The sequence below is a fragment of the Actinomadura geliboluensis genome (genome assembly GCF_005889745.1).
In the GTDB taxonomy this organism is placed as follows: Bacteria; Actinomycetota; Actinomycetes; order Streptosporangiales; family Streptosporangiaceae; genus Spirillospora; species Spirillospora geliboluensis.
In genome coordinates this window covers 20013-34595 of sequence record NZ_VCKZ01000035.1, presented here as the reverse complement: position 1 = coordinate 34595, position 14583 = coordinate 20013, and the positions used below count along the sequence as shown (strand labels likewise).

Sequence of the window (14583 nt, the reverse complement as noted above, 5' to 3'; positions counted from 1 at the left end):
CGTCAGCTGCGCCCCACGGCGCGCATGGGCCCGGGAAAGTCCGTTCCGGGTGAGACCCTGTCCCATCCAGAGTAAGACCAGCCGCCGGCCGCCCAGTGCGTCTGCGGGAGCTCCTGGACGAGCACCCGGACCCGGGCCGGATCGGTACTGGTGGCGCGCACGACCGCGTCGTGCACCTCGGAGATCAGCCGCCGGATCTGGTCGGGCGGGCGCCCGGCGGCGAGGCTGATCTGGACGAGTGGCATGTGCTGCTCCTTCTGGGTCAGGGCCGCCGCGCGGAGGAGTCCGGCCGCACGGAGGGGATCAGCCGCGCCGCGTTGCCGGCGAGGACGGCGCGCTCGGCCGCCGGGTCCAGGGCCAGCCGCCGGATCGCGGCGACCGCGTCCACGTCGGCGAGGTCGAACGGCAGGTCCGTGCCGAGCAGGACCCGCTCGTGCCCGACGTCCTCGATGAGGCGGCGGAGCGCGGTGCCGTCGAAGACGGCGGTGTCGAAGTACAGCCGGCGCAGATACTCGCGCGGCGACCGCGGGACGGTCCGCGCCTCCTTCTTGCGCTCCCAGCCGAGGGCCAGCCGGGGCGCCAGCGCGGGAAGGCAGCCGCCGCCGTGCACGAGGCACAGCACCGGGTCGTGCCGGTCCAGCACGCCGCCGAAGATGAGGCGGGCGGCGGCGAGCGCCGTCTCCGCCGGATAGCCGAGCAGCTGCACCAGGTAGAAGTCGCGGAGCCGGGCGGGGGCCGAGGCGCGGCTGGGGTGCACCAGGCCGAAGGCCCGGCGCTCGGTCATGAGGGCCCACACGTCCTCGTTGACGGGGTCGTCGAGTTCGCGGCCCGCGCCGTAGGTGCCCATCGCGAGTCCGGCCATGCCGAGTTCGTCCAGGCAGCGCGCCGCCTCCGCCGCCGCGCCGGGCAGGCCGACCGGCACCGTGCCGAGCGCCGCGAGCCGTCCCCCGCCCGCCGCCGCGTACTCGGCGAGCGCGTCGTTGGACCGGCGGGTGACGGCCATGACGAGCTCGCCGTCGTCCGAGTCCGACCCGAACACGAACGGCGGCGCCGAGACCAGCTGCAGGTCGATGCCGGCCGCGTCCAGCGCGGTGAGGCGGCGGGGGACGTCGTACTGGTCGGCGGGCAGCGGGATGCGGGCGCCCTTGGGGACGCCGGAGACGGCCGGGTCCAGCAGGAGCACGCCCGCGCCGACCTCGGACAGGTCGGCGAGGCCGCGGTCGGCGAGGTACCGGAGCAGCGGCATGGGCAGCGCGTGCGCGTGGACGTCGACGGTCGCCGGCCCGCCCGCCCCGGCGGGGGGCGCGGACGCGGCCCGGTCGTGACTCGGTGTCATGCCTTCCTCCGACCCTAGTTTCAGATAACCATTATGATGGATTATGTCGAAGCTGACAATCATCCGGATGGTGGGCCAGGTCAGAGGCGGTGCGGTCAAGAAGGATCATTGACTCTAACGAATATGGTGGTTAGAGTCGCGCCGAAGCGAGGGGCGAGGTAGCCCCCGGACCGTCTCCGCCGGCCGGACGACGAGTCGAGCGAGGAGTGCCATGTCGAAGATCTCGGTCAGTTCCCCCAACGCGCCCAAGGTCGGCTTCTCCGCCGGTACCGTCCCGCCGCTGTCGCAGGCGATCGTGCACGGCGGCCTCATCTTCTGCTCCGGGACGGGGCCGCTGGATCCCGCGACCCGCGAGATCGTCTCCGACGACATCGCCGAGCAGGTGCGCCAGACGCTCACCAACCTGCTCGCGGTCGTGGAGGCCGCGGGCGGCACCAAGGACTCGATCCTCAAGTGCAACTGCTACCTGCGCGACGCCGCGCAGTTCCCCGAGTTCAACCAGGCGTACCGGGAGTTCTTCGCCGACTGCGAGAGCTTCCCGGCCCGCACGACGGTGAACGCCCCGCCGCACCGCGCCGGCGTGCGCGTCGAGGTGGAGTGCGTGGCGGCCGTCGTCGAGGCGGACTGACCCCCGGATGGGAGCGACCATGAGCCAGCCGTACCGCATGCCGGTCGTCGACCTCGACGCGATCGCCGAGCGCCTCGGCAAGAGCGGCAGGCGCGTCGAGGTGCTGTGGCAGGAGAGCGAGTCCCTCGCGTTCGTGGCGCGCGGGCGCGAGTACCGCAGCGAGTTCCACCTCAACCCGAGCGACGAGGTCATGTACACGATCCGGGGCGAGCTGCGGCTGCACAGCCGGCAGCCCGACGGCACCGAGGTGATCGACGTGATCCCGGAGGGGTCGGCGATCTTCACCCCGTCCCGGCTGCCGCACTCGCCCCGGTTCGACCCCGACGCCTTCATCATCGTCATCGAGCGGCTCCGCCGCCCCGGCGAACTGGACCGGTTCCAGTGGTTCTGCCAGGGCTGCGGGGAGTTCCTGCACGAGGAGTCGTGCCACATCGCCGACTACTCGACGGACCCGGTCGGCGAGGCCTACCAGCGCTTCTTCGACGACGTGGAGGCCCGCACCTGCAAGAGCTGCGGCGAAGTCCTGCAGCCCTACTGAACCCCCCTCGGTTACCGGCGGTGACCGGCCGCAGAGAGAGTCCACCATGGAACGAACACAGGTCGCCATCATCGGAGCCGGCCCGGCCGGCCTCCTCCTCGGGCGGATGCTGGAACTCGCCGGGGTCGACGCGGTGATCCTGGAGCACCGGACCCGGGCCTACGTGGAGGGCAGGATCCGGGCGGGGATGCTGGAGCACCGCACCGCGCTGCTCCTCGACGAGCTGGGTCTGGCGGAGCGCATGCACCGGGAGGCGGCCGTCCACCACCGGTTCGAGATGCGCTTCGACCGGCGGCGGTACCAGATCCCGATGGCCGAGCTGACCGGCGGCTGCACCGCCGTCATGTACAGCCAGCAGGAGATCGTCCGCGACGCGATCGAGGCGCGGGTCGCCTCCGGCCTCCCGCTGGAGTTCGACGTCGACGACGTGCGCCTGGAGGACGTCGACGGCGCCGAGCCGACGGTCCGCTACCGGGCCGCGGACGGCTCCGAGCACGTGCTGGCCTGCGACTTCATCGCGGGCTGCGACGGCTTCCACGGGGTGTCACGGGCGTCGGTCCCGGCCGGCGTGCTGACCGAGTACGAGCACGAGTACCCGTTCGCGTGGCTCGGCGTGCTGGCGGACGTCCCGCCGTCCACCTTCGAGCTCATCTACGCCTGCCACGAGCGCGGCTTCGCGCTGCACAGCATGCGGTCGCCCGAGGTCAGCCGCTTCTACCTGCAGGTGAAGCCGGACGAGGACCTGGCCGCGTGGCCCGAGGAGCGGATCTGGAGCGAGCTGCGGACCCGGCTCGGCACCGACGACGGCTGGGAGCTCGCCGAAGGCGCCGTCACCAAGAAGGGCATCACCGCGATGCGGAGCTTCGTGGTGGAGCCGATGCAGTACGGGCGGCTGTTCCTGGCGGGGGACGCCGCGCACATCGTCCCGCCGACCGCGGCGAAGGGCCTCAACCTCGCCGCGGCGGACGTCCGGCTGCTCGCCGACGCGCTGTGCACCTGGTACGAGTCCGGCGACCGCGCGGCGCTCGACCGCTACTCCGACGACGCGCTCCGCGGCGTGTGGCGCGCGCAGCAGTTCTCCCGCTCCATGACGTCGCTGCTGCACCACGACCCGAGCAGCCCGATGGAGTGGCGGCTGCAGCACGCCGAGCTGAAGCACGTCTGCACGTCCGAGGCGGCGATGAAGGACTTCTGCGAGAACTACGTGGGGTACCCGGCGGTCGGACGCATCCACCGGCGCGCCCCCGAAAGGGCCGATACATGACCACTGGGACCGACATCCTCGACCGGGCGGCGGAGCGGCTGGACGCCGCGCAGCACACCGCGACCGCGGTCGAGCAGCTCCCCGCCGGGCTCACGCCCGCCGACGCGTACGCCGTGCAGGACGCGGTGATCGCCCGCCGGCTCGGCCGGGGCGAGCGCCCGGCCGGGCTCAAGCTCGGCTTCACCAGCAAGGCGAAGATGGCGCAGATGGGCGTCTCCGAGGTGATCGTCGGACGGCTCACCGACGCCATGCGCGTCGCCGACGGCGGCGAGGTGGCGCTGGGGCGCTTCATCCATCCGCGCGTCGAGCCGGAGATCGCCTACCGGATCGCCCGCGACGTCGCCCCGGACGACGTGGAGATCCCCGTGGACGCCGTCGCGCCCGCGCTGGAGATCATCGATTCGCGCTACCGCGACTTCCGGTTCAGCCTGCCGGACGTGATCGCCGACAACGCCTCGTCCGCCGGGTTCGTCGTCGGCCCCTGGCGGCCGCTCGGCGCCGACCTGGGCGATCTCGCCGTCCGGCTCTCCGTCGCAGGCGCCGTCGTCGAGACGGGCTCCACCGCGGCGATCCTCGGGCATCCGGACCGGGCGCTGCCCGCGCTGCTGGAGATCGCCCGCCGCCAGGGCATGGCGCTGCGCGCCGGGGACGTCGTCCTCGCCGGCGGCGCCACCGCCGCGGCGCCCTTCACCCCGGGCCGCGTCGAGGTGCACGTCGAGGGGCTCGGCACCGTGTCCGCCACCGGCACCGTGAGCTAAACGCCGTAGGCAACGCGAAAAGGTGGGCCGGATCCGATCGGATCCGGCCCACCTTCTTCGGTTCGGGTCAGGACTTCGGTTCCTGGATCAGGTCGTCCAGGGTGACCGGCTTCTCGATGAGCTTGTACTTCTGGGTGAGGCGCACCAGCTCCTCCAGCGAGTCGCGCTGGAAGGCGGCCGGCCAGTCGACCATCTTGATCTGCGCGGCCTGGTCCGCGGGGATCTTGGCGTAGGTCGGGATGATCTTGCGCGCCTCCTCGGGGTGGGCGTTGGCGTACTCCAGGGACTGGCGCACCGCCGCGTCGAACCGCCGCACCACGTCGGGGTTGCTCTTGGCGTAGGCCGTCGACGTGAAGTACGAGGCGATCGCCAGGTTCGGGTGGGTCTCCGCGTAGTTGTTGAGGATGGTGCGGGCACCGCGCTCCAGCAGCGAGGTGACGAACGGCTCGCACTCCCAGGCCGCGTCGATGCGGCCCGTCTCGACCGCGGTGACCATGTCGGGGAAGCCGAGCTCGGTGAACTTCACCGAGCTCGGGTCGACGCCCTTCTTCTCCAGCGCGGCGCGGATCGTGACATCGCCGATGTTGTTGAGCGTGTTGACCGCGACGGTCTTGCCGGCCAGGCCCTTGACGTCGCGGATCGGGCTCTTCGCCGGGACCAGCACCTGGCAGGCCTCGTTCTTGCCGGGGGCGATGCCGACGCCCGGCGTGATGGCCTGCAGCGGTACGCCCTTGCTCTTGGCGATGATGAGCGACACGTTGTTGGAGAAGCCGAACTGGTTGCTGTTGCTGACGACGGCCGGGACGATCGCCGCGCCGCCCGCGGCCAGTTGCGGCTCGACCTTGAGCTTCTGCGCGCTGAAGAAGCCCTTCTGGACGCCGAGGTACAGCGGGGCGACGTCCGTGATCGGGATCAGGCCCACCTTCACCGTGGTCACGCCGTCGGCGTCGCTCTTGCCGGCCGAGGTGCCCCCCGAGCCGCAGCCGGCGGCCAGGCCGACGGCGAGCGCCGCGACGACCACCCGGAGTCGGCGCCGTCGGATCGTTCTCATCATGGCTCACTCCTCTGAGTGGAGCGGCGTCTGCCGCCACTTAAACCCGAACGATTATCATCAATACGCGGGGAAGGTCAACGGTGTTCGCCGAGAGGGACCCCCTGATAACGTACAATCGTTATGAGGAATCTTCAGGGTGACTACATCGTCCGGGCCCGGAGCGTGCTCACCATGGACGCGGATCGGCCGCGCGGCGAGGCGCTCGCGGTCCGCGGCGCGCGCGTCGTCTCCGCGGGCTCGTTCGACGAGGCGCGCGCGGCGCTCGGCGAGCACGCGCCCGTCCTGGACCTGGGCGACGCGACCGTCCTGCCGGGACTGATCGACACGCACATGCACCTGCTGTGGACGGGCCTCGCGCACGTCCTGCTCGACCTGGAGGGCGAGCGCAGCATCGAGGGCATCCTCCGGGCGACCCGCGCCTGGGCCGACGCCCACCCCGCCGCGCCCTGGATCGTCTCGGCGGACGGGTGGGAGGTCGAGGACGTCGCCGAGCGGCGGCTGCCGACCCGCGACGAGCTCGACCGCGCCTGCCCCGACCGCCCGGTGCTGATCCTGCGCTGCGGCCACCAGGGCGCGGCGAACTCGGCCGCGCTGGCCCTGGCCGGCCTCGCCGACGGCACGCCCGACCCGCCCGGCGGCCGCCTCGGCCGGGACGCCGCCGGACGCCTCACCGGCGAGCTGGTCGAGCCGCCCGCGATCGAGCTGGTCCGGCGGCACGTCCCGCCGCAGGACGACCGGGCCCGCCGCGCCGCCGTCGCCGCCGCGGCCGAGCGCGCCCTGGCCGCCGGGCTGACCTCGGTGATCGAGCCGGGGCTGCGCCCCGAGGAGCTCGCCACCTACCAGGGGATGCGCGCGGACGGCGAGCTGCCGCTGCGGGTGACCGCGATGCCGCTGCAGCTCGCCGGCGCCTCCGTCGAGGACGAGGTGGCGCGGCTGTCGGGCCTCGGGGTCGGCTCGGGCTTCGGCGACGACATGCTGCGCCTGGGCCCGGTGAAGGTGTTCCTGGACGGCGGCGGCTCGCTGGGGACGGCCTACCTCCGCGAGCCCTGGCCGGGACGGTGCGGCGACCACGGGCAGCTGCTGCTCGACCCCGACTCGATGCGCGCGCTCGCGTCCGGGCTGGTGGCGCACGGCTGGTCCCTCGGCGTGCACGCCGTCGGCGGCGGGGCGCTCGACCTGCTGTTCGAGGTGCTCGACCACGCCGACCGGGTGGCCCCGGTGAAGCCGCTGCGCTGCCAGGCCATCCACGCGTACCTGACGCCGTCGGAGCGCAACATGGCCGACGCCCGCCGGCTCGGCGTGGTCGTCGCGACGCAGCCGACGATGCAGGAGCAGTTCGCCGACCGGCTCATCGCCCAGCTCGGCGCCGAGGCCGCGGCGGCCGCCACCCCGCTGGCCACCTGGCACCGCGCGGGCGTCCGGCTGGCCGGCGGCTCGGACTCGCCGGTCACCCCGTTCCAGCCGCTGCGCGGGATCTGGCAGGCGGTGACGCGCCACCATCCGCCGTCCGGCGGCCCGCTCGGCCCGGACGAGCGGCTCGACGTGGCGGCGGCCCTGCGGATGTACACGGCGGACGCCGCCTACGCCGCGTTCAACGACCACGCGGTGGGCGTGCTGCGTCCCGGCATGCGCGCCGACTGGGTCGCGCTGGGCGCCGACCCGACCCGGTGCCCGTCCGACGAGTTGCGCGACCTGCCGGTGCTGGCCACGGCGGTCGACGGCCGGATCCGCCACCGCGCCTAGCCGGGACGGCCCCCGGGCGCGGCCTCGCGCCGGGCCGCGGCCGGGGGACCGGGGGCGCGGCTCGGCGCGCCCGCGCGGCCGCCCCCGGTCAGCTGAGGGTCGTCTTGGGCGGGGTGTGCCGGCGCACCGCGCGGCGGACCCGCGCCGGGTCCTGCGACTCGACGGCGTCGACGAGCGCGACGTGCGTGCGGAAGGTCTTGCTGGCGGTGAAGAGGTCGTCGGAGCTGACGTGCTCGATCTCGTTCTCGATCATGTCGAGCATCGTGGTGTAGATGACGCGCAGCACCAGGTTGGGGGTGATGTCGGCCAGCCGCCGGTGCACCGCCCAGTTGGCGCGCAGGAACGCGGCGGCGTCGGTGCGCTGCTCGTCCATGCGGTCCAGCAGCTCGCGGAGGTCCGCGAGGTCCTCGTCGGTGCGGTGGGCGGCGGCGTCCATCAGGATGGGCTCCTCCAGCGCGTCGCGCACCGCCAGGCAGTTCGCGCTGGTGTCGCCGTTCTCGCGCAGCCCGAGGATCAGGTGGTTGATGCGCACGTGGCTCGGGGCGCGCAGGGTGAACAGGCCGCCGCCCGGGCCGGGCTTCGCCGAGACGACCCCGCGCGTCTCCAGCAGCCGGACGGCCTCGTTGACGGTCCCGACCGCGACGCCGTACTCCTGGCGGACGTCCTCCTTGGTGCCGAGCCTGCTGCCGTCGGGCAGCGCGGAGTCGATGATCTTGCGCTCGATCTCCCGCGCGATGGCCTCGGCGCGCGAGAGCCGCCACTCGGTGCGGTCGGTGTGGTCGGGACGACTCATCGGGTTGCTCTCCAGATCGTCGGTCGGATAGCGGCCGGTCAGCGAGGTGGCGGGGCGGGTGCCGCCATGCCTTGACAGATAATCATCATGCTTAATACCGTCATTATAGGGCTGAAGGAAGCCCCGCGGTGGCCACCCCGCCACCCGAACGGTTCGCGGTGTCCCGACGTGCCCCGACGTCCCCCGCGTGTGGCCAGGGTCGGCCGTTCCGCCGCTGCGGACGCGGCGGGGCCGTATCCGGAAGGAGCTTCCGTTGACCCGGACCTCGACCATGTCGACGTCAGTCGTCCCCGGCAGGAGGCGGCGGCTCGCCCGCTCGCCGAGACTCGCCGACGGCCTGCTCGGCGCGGCGGGGCTCGCCGCGACGCTGGCCGTCCTCGAGCTCTCCACGATCGCCGGGCTGCTGCCGGAACGGACGTTCCCGCGCATCTCCAGCGACCTCGGCGAACTCGCCCGGCTGGCCGGCGGCACCGAGCTGTGGACCGCGATCGGCCGCACCCTGCAGGGCTGGGCGATCAGCTTCGGCATCGCCGTGGCGGTCGCGGTGCTGCTGGGCGTCGCCATCGGCTCGAACAGCCTGCTGCGGGCCGCGACCAACGCCGTCATCGAGTTCCTGCGCCCGATCCCGTCGGTCGCGCTGATCCCGCTCGTCGTCCTGGTGCTCGGCACCGGCCTGCAGAGCAAGGTCTTCCTCGCCGCGTTCGCCGCGGCCTGGCCGGTCCTCATCGCCACCATCTACGGCATGCGCGACGTCGAACCGGTCGCCCTCGAAACGGCGCGCGCGTTCCGGGCGCGCCCGCACGACCGGCTGCTGTCGGTGGTGCTGCCCAGCGCGGTGCCCTACATCGCCACCGGGCTGCGCGTGGCGTCGACGACCACGCTGATCCTCTGCGTCACCGCCGAGCTGGTGATCGGGTCGCCCGGGCTGGGCCAGTCGATCACCGTCGCGCAGGCGGGCGGCCAGTACCGGCTCATGTACGCGCTGATCATCGCGACCGGGCTGCTCGGCGTGCTGCTCAATCTCGTGTTCGTCGCGCTGGAGAGGCGGCTGCTCCGGTGGCACCCGTCGCAGCGCGCCAAGGAGGTCGTCCAGTGAGCCGCCGCGCAGTGCTTCTCGGCGTGCAGATCGCCGCGCCCGTCCTCGTCCTGCTCGGCTGGGGGCTGTGGTCGGCCGGCAGCGCCAACATCTTCTACCCGCCGCTGACCCAGATCCTCTCGGTGTTCCGCGAGACGTGGCTGTTCGACCGGGTCGGCTCGGACGTCGTCCCGAGCCTGACCAACATGTTCTCCGGCTTCGCGCTGTCGATCCTCATCGGCGTGCCGCTCGGCATCCTCATCGGCCTGGTGCGCAAGCTCGGCACGGCGCTGGCGCCGGTCATCGAGTTCGTCCGGGCGATCCCGCCGCCCGCGCTGATCCCGTTCGGCATCGTCGTGCTGGGCGTCGGGACGTCGATGAAGGTGTTCATCATCCTGATGGTCAGCCTGTTCCCGATCCTGATGCACACCATCGACGGGGTGCGCGGCGTGGACCCCGGCCTGCTGGACAGCGCGCGGGCCTACCGCGTCGGCCGGCGCGACCGGCTGGTGCGCGTGGTGCTGCCGGCCGCCGCGCCGCAGATCTTCGCGGGGGCGCGCGTCGCGCTGTCGCTGTCGCTGATCCTGATGGTGATCAGCGAGATGGTCGCGAGCACCCGCGGGATCGGCTACTTCATCCTGGAGGCCCAGCGCACCTTCGCGATCCCCGAGATGTGGTCGGGGATGGTGCTGCTCGGGGTCCTCGGCTACCTGTTCAATCTCGCCTTCGGCGTCATCGAGCGCCGCGCGCTGCGCTGGCACCACGGGGCACGAAAAGGAGCGTCTTGATGAGCAACGAAGCGCCGATGCTCGAGGTCGAGGGCCTCGGCAAGGTCTACGGCGGCGGCGACCAGGCGGTGCACGCGATCGACGAGATCAGCTTCACCGTCGCGCGCAGCGAGTTCGTGTGCGTGGTCGGCCCGTCCGGCTGCGGCAAGACGACGCTGCTGCGCTGCCTGTCCGGGCTGATGCCCGCCACGACCGGCGAGGTCCGCGTCGAGGGCAGGCCGATCGACCGGACCCCCGAGGACATGGCGATCGTCTTCCAGGACTACAGCAGGTCGCTGTTCCCGTGGATGTCGGTCGAGGAGAACATCGCCTTCCCGCTGCGGCGCAAGCGGCTGGACCGCAAGAAGCGGCAGGCGCTGATCAGCGACTCGCTCGCGGCCGTCGGCCTCGCCGACGCCGGCCGCCGGTACCCGTGGCAGCTGTCGGGCGGCATGCAGCAGCGCGTGGCGATCGCGCGCGCCCTCGCGTACGAACCGCAGATCCTGCTGATGGACGAGCCGTTCGCCTCGCTGGACGCGCAGACCCGCGCCGACCTGGAGGACCTGACCCTCAAGCTCCGCCACGAGTACGGCGTCACCGTCGTGTTCGTGACGCACGACATCGACGAGGCCGTCTACCTGGCCGACCGGGTCATCGCGCTGACCCCGCGTCCCACCCGGGTCCGCGGCATCGTCGACGTCGACCTGCCGCGCCCCCGCGACCAGCTCAGCACGAAGGAGCTGCCGGAGTTCGCCCGGCTGCGCGGGCGCGTCTACCGGGAGGTGCGCCAGCTCGGCGACCCGGAGGGCGCACCCGACCCGGTGGACGCGGGCGCCGCTCACGGCTCCTAGCGGCGCGGACCGCCGGCCAGGCCGTTGAGGAGGTGCTCGGCGGTGATCGGGCGGTCGCGGACGCGGACGCCGGTCGCGTGGAAGACGGCGTTGGCGACCGCGGCGCCCGAGCCGACCTGCCCGATCTCGCCGACGCCCTTGACGCCGAGCGGGCCGGTGACCGGATCGTCCACCTCGATCAGCGCGATGTCGACCTCGGGCGCGTCGGCGTTGACCGGCACCAGGTAGTCGCCGAGGCTCGCGTTGGCCCACCGGCCGAGGCCGGTGTCCATGCGGGTGCCTTCGAGCAGGGCCTGGCTCATCCCCCAGAGCATCCCGCCCATGAGCTGGCTGCGCGCCGTCATGGGGTTGAGGACGCGGCCCGGTGCGAACGCGGCGGTCATGCGCCGCACCCGGACGAGCCCGAGGTCGGCGTCGACCGCGACCTCGGCGAACTGGGCCCCGAACGTCAGCAGCCCCCACGGGGTGTCGAGCGGCGGCGGGTCCCACCGCCGATGGCCTCGGCGTCGTTCATGAGGTGCCGCTCCATCAGGTCGCGGTAGGTCTCGGCGCCGCCGGAGGCGGTCATCCGCCCGTCCGCGACGGTGACGGTGACGGGGTCGGCGCCGTGCAGCGGCGAGTCCGGGTCGCCGACGGCCGCGGCGATCATCTGGTCGCGGACGGCGACGGCGGCGTTGTGCACGGCGGCGCTCACCATCATCGCGCCGTTGGAGCCCACGGGTGACCCGGCGGTCGGCATGTCGGTGTCGCCGTACTCCAGCCGCACGTCCGCGAGGCCGACCCCGAGGCCGTCGGCGGCGACCTGGGTGAGGACGGTCGTCATCCCGGTGCCGAACTCCTGCGCGGCGGTGGATATGACGGCGGTGCCGTCGGAGTACAGGCGAGCGCGGGCGCGCTGGGTGCGCATGAAGAACGCCACCGGGTAGGCGGCGGTGGCCATGCCGGTCCCGATCAGCCAGTCGCCCTCGCGGCGGACGCCGGGCGCCGGGTCGCGGCCGTCCCAGCCGAACCGCTCCGCCCCCTGCCGCAGGCAGTCGGCCAGCCCGCTGCTGGACCACGGGTGGCCGGTGTTGGGGTCGACGTCGCTGATGTTGCGCAGCCGCAGCTCGACCGGGTCGATCCCGAGTTCGTGGGAGAGTTCGTCCATCGCGCATTCGAGGCTGAACATCCCGGCGGACTCGCCGGGCCCGCGGGTGAACGTCGGCGTCATCGTGTTGCCGCGCACCAGCCGGTGGACGCCCTCGAACGCGGGGCTGGCGTACACCTGGGACGACGCGCCGAACGCGGGTTCGGCCCAGTCGTCGAACGGCGAGGTGACGGAGATCTTGTGGTGCCGGATCGCGGTGAGCGTCCCGTCGCGCCGCGCCCCGAGCACGATGTGCTGCTCCTGCTCCTCCCGGTGCCCGCAGGAGGTGAACATCTGCTCGCGCGTGACCGTGAGCCGGACCGGCCGGCGGACGTGCCGGGCGGCCAGCGCGGCGAGGGTCACGTGCGGCCAGACCATCGCCTTGGACCCGAACGCGCCGCCCACGAACCGCGTCAGCACCCGGATCTTCGACGGGGACATGCCGAGCAGGGCGGCGACCGTCAGCTGCACGGCCTTGATGCCCTGGCACGAGTCGTACAGCGTCAGCCGGTCGCCGTCCCACACGGCGGTGGTGGTCATGGGCTCCAGCGCGTTGTGGTGGTTGGCGGCGAACCGGAACACCGTGTCGATCCGCGCGTCGGCCGCCGCGAGCCCGTCCTCGACGTCGCCGCGCCGCAACTGGGCGGGCATGAAGCCGCCGAAGATCTTCTCGGGTTCGTAGGCGTCCGCGCGGCCCTGCTCGACGACGGTGACGGACGGCGCCTCGGCGTACTCGACCCGGACGAGGGACGCGGCGTACTGCGCCTGCTCCAGCCCGTCGGCCACGACGACCGCGACCGGCTGGCCCGCGTAGTGGACCGTGTCGTCCTGCATCGGGAAGAACGTCTCGCCGGGCGCCGGACCGCCCATCAGGGACGGCACCAGCGGCACCTTGGCGACCTCGGGCAGGTCGTGCCTGGTCAGCACGGCGACGACCCCGGCGGCGCGCTCCGCCTCCGCCGTGTCGATCGAGGCGACGCGCCCGGCCGCCACCCGCGCGCCGACGATCCGCCCGTGCGCGAGGCCCGGCAGCGCGATCTCCCCGGAGTAGCGCGCCGCGCCGGTGACCTTCTCCCGGCCGTCGACCCGCGGGACCTCCCGTCCGATGGATCCGCTCATCGGTCATCCCCGTTCGTGAGCATCGTCAGCGCCCGGACGATCGTCCGGCGCGCCAGTTCGACCTTGAAGGCGTTCTGCGGCCGGGGCTCGGCCGACGCCAGTTCCCGCGCGGCGGCCTCGGCGAAGGCGCCGGGCGTCGCGGGCCCGCCGAGCAGGCTCCGCTCGGCCGCCCGCGCCCGCCACGGCTTGGTCGCGACACCGCCGAGCGCCAGCCGCACCTCGGCGACGGCGCCGTCCCGGACGTCCACCGCCGCCGCGACCGAGACCAGCGCGAACTCGTAGGACGCGCGGTCGCGGACCTTCAGGTACACCGACCGGCGGGCCGTCGGGACCGGCGGCACCTCGATCGCCGTGATCAGCTCCCCGTGCTCCAGCGGACGCTCCCGGTGCGGGGTGTCGCCGGGGAGCAGGAAGAAGTCGTCGATCGGGATGCCCCGCTCGCCGCCCGGCCCGCGCGTGCGGACGACCGCGTCCACGGCGACCAGCGCCACCGCCACGTCGGACGGGTGGGTTGCGATGCACCTGTCGCTGGTGCCGAGCACCGCGTGCCCGCGGTGGAGGCCGCCGATGGCCGAGCAGCCGCTGCCGGGCTCCCGCTTGTTGCACGGCGAGACGGCGTCGCGGTAGTAGCCGCACCGGACCCGCTGGCACAGGTTGCCGCCCATTGACGCCATGTTCCGCAGCTGCGCCGACGCGCCCAGCAGCAGCGACTGCGCGATGAGAGGGAACCTGTCCACCACCCCGGCCGCGCGGGCGACGTCGCTCATGCGCGCGAGCGCGCCGATGCGCAGCCCGCCGTCGGGGAGGTCCTCGACGCGGTCCAGGGGCAGGTCGTTGATGTCGACGAGCAGGTCCGGGCGCAGGACGTTCTGGCGCACCAGGTCGACCTCGGTCGTGCCGCCCGCGAGGAACGCGCCGGCCGGGTGGGCGCCGACCGCCGCGATCGCCGTGTCCACGCCGTCCGCCCGCGCGTAGTCGAACGCCCTCACCGCCCCGCGCCGCCCTTCGCGTCGCGGACGTCGCGGATCGCGGCCCGGATGTTCGGGTAGGCGGTGCACCGGCAGAGGTTGCCGCTCATCCATTCGGCGATCTCGCCGTCGTCGGCGGCGCGGCCCTCCTCCAGCAGCGCGACCGCCGACATGATCTGCCCCGGCGTGCAGTAGCCGCACTGGAACGCGTCCCGGGCGATGAACGCCTCCTGCATCGGGTGCAGGCGGTCGCCGTCCGACAGGCCCTCGATGGTGGTGACCTCGCGTCCTTGGCAGGCGATCGCGAGGGTGAGGCAGGCCAGCACGCGGCGGCCGTCCACCCACACTGTGCAGGCGCCGCACGTGCCCTGGTCGCAGCCCTTCTTCGAGCCGGTCAGCCCGAGATGCTCGCGCAGCGCGTCCAGCAGGCTCACGCGGGGTTCGATCCGCACGGGCCGCTCCCGGCCGTTGACGGTGAGAACGACCGCGCGCGCCTCCGGGCCGCGCTCCAGCGGCCGTGTCCCGACGTCCATCCCCATGGGGACTCCTTAATGATCAGATGT

General features: G+C 73.2%; 16 protein-coding genes. 8 read left to right on the top strand and 8 right to left on the bottom strand.

Features of this window, described 5'->3' with window-relative positions; translation table 11 throughout:
• Positions 1-2: 2 nt before the first annotated feature.
• Positions 3-245 carry a tautomerase family protein gene (locus ETD96_RS07980; RefSeq protein ID WP_138635645.1) on the bottom strand — a complete coding sequence of 81 codons (243 nt, stop codon included), beginning with the start codon at positions 243-245 and terminating at the stop codon, positions 3-5.
• A 17-nt stretch (positions 246-262) separates the two neighbouring features.
• On the bottom strand, positions 263-1336 hold the full coding sequence (locus ETD96_RS07975) for an amidohydrolase family protein (RefSeq protein ID WP_138635644.1): 1074 nt from the start codon (positions 1334-1336) through the stop codon (positions 263-265).
• 211 nt (positions 1337-1547) lie between these two features.
• Between ETD96_RS07975 and ETD96_RS07970 the strand changes: the two genes are divergently transcribed.
• Genes ETD96_RS07970 through ETD96_RS07955 form a run of 4 tightly spaced genes read left to right on the top strand, consistent with a single transcriptional unit; the run spans position 1548 to position 4524 of the window.
• Entirely contained in the window at positions 1548-1964 is a 417-nt protein-coding gene (locus ETD96_RS07970; protein WP_138635643.1) for a RidA family protein, read from the top strand.
• Between the two features lie 19 nt (positions 1965-1983).
• Entirely contained in the window at positions 1984-2502 is a 519-nt protein-coding gene (locus ETD96_RS07965) for a 3-hydroxyanthranilate 3,4-dioxygenase (protein ID WP_138635642.1), read from the top strand.
• 46 nt (positions 2503-2548) lie between these two features.
• Entirely contained in the window at positions 2549-3766 is a 1218-nt protein-coding gene (locus tag ETD96_RS07960; RefSeq protein ID WP_138635641.1) for a 4-hydroxybenzoate 3-monooxygenase, read from the top strand.
• Complete coding sequence (locus tag ETD96_RS07955) at positions 3763-4524, top strand: 2-keto-4-pentenoate hydratase (protein WP_138635640.1); 762 nt, start codon at positions 3763-3765, stop codon at positions 4522-4524. Before ETD96_RS07960 ends, ETD96_RS07955 begins: the two co-directional genes overlap by 4 nt.
• Before the next feature lie 67 nt (positions 4525-4591).
• Here the strand turns inward: ETD96_RS07955 and ETD96_RS07950 are convergent, their stop codons facing one another.
• Positions 4592-5578, bottom strand: coding sequence for an ABC transporter substrate-binding protein (locus ETD96_RS07950; RefSeq protein ID WP_138635639.1), 987 nt, complete (start codon positions 5576-5578; stop codon positions 4592-4594).
• 120 nt (positions 5579-5698) lie between these two features.
• Between ETD96_RS07950 and ETD96_RS07945 the strand changes: the two genes are divergently transcribed.
• On the top strand, positions 5699-7321 hold the full coding sequence (locus ETD96_RS07945; protein ID WP_138635638.1) for an amidohydrolase: 1623 nt from the start codon (positions 5699-5701) through the stop codon (positions 7319-7321).
• Positions 7322-7409: 88 nt separating this feature from the next.
• On the opposite strand, the gene ETD96_RS44485 is transcribed toward ETD96_RS07945, so the two are convergent.
• On the bottom strand, positions 7410-8114 hold the full coding sequence (locus ETD96_RS44485; protein WP_171068914.1) for a FadR/GntR family transcriptional regulator: 705 nt from the start codon (positions 8112-8114) through the stop codon (positions 7410-7412).
• 253 nt (positions 8115-8367) lie between these two features.
• Between ETD96_RS44485 and ETD96_RS07935 the strand changes: the two genes are divergently transcribed.
• The 3 genes from ETD96_RS07935 to ETD96_RS07925 are packed head-to-tail and all read left to right on the top strand — an operon-like array spanning position 8368 to position 10807.
• Positions 8368-9210: an ABC transporter permease gene (locus ETD96_RS07935; protein ID WP_240807367.1), complete on the top strand. Its 843-nt coding sequence runs from the start codon at positions 8368-8370 to the stop codon at positions 9208-9210.
• Positions 9207-9977 (top strand): ABC transporter permease, encoded by a 771-nt coding sequence (locus ETD96_RS07930; protein WP_138635635.1) that lies wholly within the window; start codon positions 9207-9209, stop codon positions 9975-9977. Before ETD96_RS07935 ends, ETD96_RS07930 begins: the two co-directional genes overlap by 4 nt.
• A complete protein-coding gene (locus tag ETD96_RS07925) occupies positions 9977-10807 on the top strand; it encodes an ABC transporter ATP-binding protein (RefSeq protein WP_240807366.1) in 831 nt (276 codons plus the stop codon). Before ETD96_RS07930 ends, ETD96_RS07925 begins: the two co-directional genes overlap by 1 nt.
• Here the strand turns inward: ETD96_RS07925 and ETD96_RS47495 are convergent.
• The 4 genes from ETD96_RS47495 to ETD96_RS07910 are packed head-to-tail and all read right to left on the bottom strand — an operon-like array spanning position 10804 to position 14559.
• Entirely contained in the window at positions 10804-11259 is a 456-nt protein-coding gene (locus ETD96_RS47495; RefSeq protein WP_274704595.1) for a molybdopterin cofactor-binding domain-containing protein, read from the bottom strand. The genes ETD96_RS07925 and ETD96_RS47495 overlap by 4 nt on opposite strands.
• Positions 11256-13052 carry a xanthine dehydrogenase family protein molybdopterin-binding subunit gene (locus ETD96_RS07920; RefSeq protein ID WP_274704594.1) on the bottom strand — a complete coding sequence of 599 codons (1797 nt, stop codon included), beginning with the start codon at positions 13050-13052 and terminating at the stop codon, positions 11256-11258. Before ETD96_RS07920 ends, ETD96_RS47495 begins: the two co-directional genes overlap by 4 nt.
• Positions 13049-14041, bottom strand: coding sequence for an FAD binding domain-containing protein (locus tag ETD96_RS07915; protein ID WP_240807365.1), 993 nt, complete (start codon positions 14039-14041; stop codon positions 13049-13051). Before ETD96_RS07915 ends, ETD96_RS07920 begins: the two co-directional genes overlap by 4 nt.
• A complete protein-coding gene (locus ETD96_RS07910; RefSeq protein ID WP_138635633.1) occupies positions 14038-14559 on the bottom strand; it encodes a (2Fe-2S)-binding protein in 522 nt (173 codons plus the stop codon). Before ETD96_RS07910 ends, ETD96_RS07915 begins: the two co-directional genes overlap by 4 nt.
• Positions 14560-14583: the final 24 nt, after the last annotated feature.